A 2,100-nucleotide genomic window follows, 5' to 3' on the forward strand; every position below is an offset into this window, starting at 1 on the left:
GTGGAGAATAACGGATTCGAACCGTTGACCCCCTGCTTGCAAAGCAGGTGCTCTAGCCAGCTGAGCTAATCCCCCGTTCCCGGAGTAGTCCCAGGCAGAGTTGAACTGCCGACCTCTACATTATCAGTGTAGCGCTCTAACCAACTGAGCTATAGGACTGTCAGTCTAACCCCAGCCTTGCGGCCCGGCTTCTACTTTCTCTCATATTTCTTTATAAACAGTACCTTAGTACAAGAGGTTCCTATGGTGATAATTCAAGAACCCTGATCCGAAACCGCTCCAGAAAGGAGGTGTTCCAGCCGCACCTTCCGGTACGGCTACCTTGTTACGACTTAGCCCCAATCACCAGTTTTACCCTAGGGCGCTCCTTGCGGTCACGCACTTCAGGTACCCCCGGCTTTCATGGCTTGACGGGCGGTGTGTACAAGGCCCGGGAACGTATTCACCGCGCCGTGGCTGATGCGCGATTACTAGCGAATCCAGCTTCGTGGAGTCGGGTTGCAGACTCCAGTCCGAACTGAGAGGGGTTTTGGAGATTCGCATCCCGTCGCCGGGTAGCGGCCTGCTGTACCCCCCATTGTAACACGTGTGTAGCCCCGGACGTAAGGGCCGTGCTGATTTGACGTCATCCCCACCTTCCTCACATCTTACGACGGCAGTCCCGACAGAGTCCCCAGCATTACCTGATGGTAACTGTCAGTAAGGGTTGCGCTCGTTATGGCACTTAAGCCGACACCTCACGGCACGAGCTGACGACAACCATGCAGCACCTCCACAGCGACGATTGCTCGCTGGCATGTTTCCACACCATTCCGCTGCAGTTCAAGCCCGGGTAAGGTTCCTCGCGTATCATCGAATTAAACCACATGTTCCTCCGCTTGTGCGGGCCCCCGTCAATTCCTTTGAGTTTCACCGTTGCCGGCGTACTCCCCAGGTGGGACACTTAACGCTTTCGCTCGGCCGCTGACAGTATATCGCCAACAGCGAGTGTCCATCGTTTACTGTGCGGACTACCAGGGTATCTAATCCTGTTTGATACCCGCACTTTCGAGCCTCAACGTCAGTTACGGTCCAGCAAGCTGCCTTCGCAATCGGAGTTCTTCGTGATATCTAAGCATTTCACCGCTACACCACGAATTCCGCCTGCCTATACCGCACTCAAGGTCTCCAGTATCAACTGCAATTTTACGGTTGAGCCGCAAACTTTCACAACTGACTTAAAGACCCGTCTGCGCTCCCTTTAAACCCAATAAATCCGGATAACGCTCGCATCCTCCGTATTACCGCGGCTGCTGGCACGGAGTTAGCCGATGCTTATTCATACGGTACATGCAGAGCGGCACACGTGCCGCTTGTTATTCCCGTATAAAAGAAGTTTACAACCCATAGGGCAGTCATCCTTCACGCTACTTGGCTGGTTCAGGCTCTCGCCCATTGACCAATATTCCTCACTGCTGCCTCCCGTAGGAGTTTGGACCGTGTCTCAGTTCCAATGTGGGGGACCTTCCTCTCAGAACCCCTATCCATCGTCGGTTTGGTGGGCCGTTACCCCGCCAACTGCCTAATGGAACGCATCCCCATCGGTTACCGATAAATCTTTAATAACAGGACCATGCGGGCCTGTTATGCCATCGGGCATTAATCTTTCTTTCGAAAGGCTATTCCCGAGTAACCGGAAGGTTGGATACGTGTTACTCACCCGTGCGCCGGTCGCCGGCAGTCGTATTGCTACAACCCCGCTGCCCCTCGACTTGCATGTGTTAAGCCTGTAGCTAGCGTTCATCCTGAGCCAGGATCAAACTCTTCATTGTAAAAGTATCTTTGACCTCCCGGACCTTGCGGACCGGAGAAGCGTCTTGTCTCTGCCAGGATTTCGGATCTCAAAAGTCTCAATACCTATATATATAAGTAATGACGGTTCTTTCTTTTACCCGAAACTGTTTCCAGTTTCGCTCTTGTACTACTGTATTGTTTATGTAAATCTCATCAAAGATCGCTCTTTCTTGACGCCTTCCGTTTTTAAGGGAAAGCGGTTGCAAAGGTAAGGAGTTTTTGGCATATCCTCCAAATTTTTGCGGAACTTTTTTCGAAGTTTTTTTT

1 protein-coding gene, 2 tRNA genes and 1 rRNA gene are annotated in these 2,100 nt (G+C 52.0%); all 4 read right to left on the reverse strand.

Annotation, left to right across the window (positions count from 1 at the left end; genetic code table 11):
* Window position 1 precedes the first annotated feature (1 nt).
* Window positions 2-75: transfer RNA gene (locus tag BQ7483_RS00085), tRNA-Ala, on the reverse strand.
* A gap of 10 nt (window positions 76-85) precedes the next feature.
* A tRNA-Ile gene (locus BQ7483_RS00090) sits at window positions 86-159 on the reverse strand.
* A 124-nt stretch (window positions 160-283) separates the two neighbouring features.
* Window positions 284-1,811 (reverse strand): 16S ribosomal RNA (locus BQ7483_RS00095).
* Window positions 1,812-1,889: 78 nt separating this feature from the next.
* Window positions 1,890-2,100, reverse strand: a 211-nt coding sequence (locus tag BQ7483_RS17850) for a hypothetical protein (RefSeq protein WP_204245993.1), incomplete at its 5' end; no start/stop codon positions are given.

This window comes from Mediterranea massiliensis (assembly GCF_900128475.1).
In the GTDB taxonomy this organism is placed as follows: Bacteria; Bacteroidota; Bacteroidia; order Bacteroidales; family Bacteroidaceae; genus Bacteroides; species Bacteroides massiliensis_E.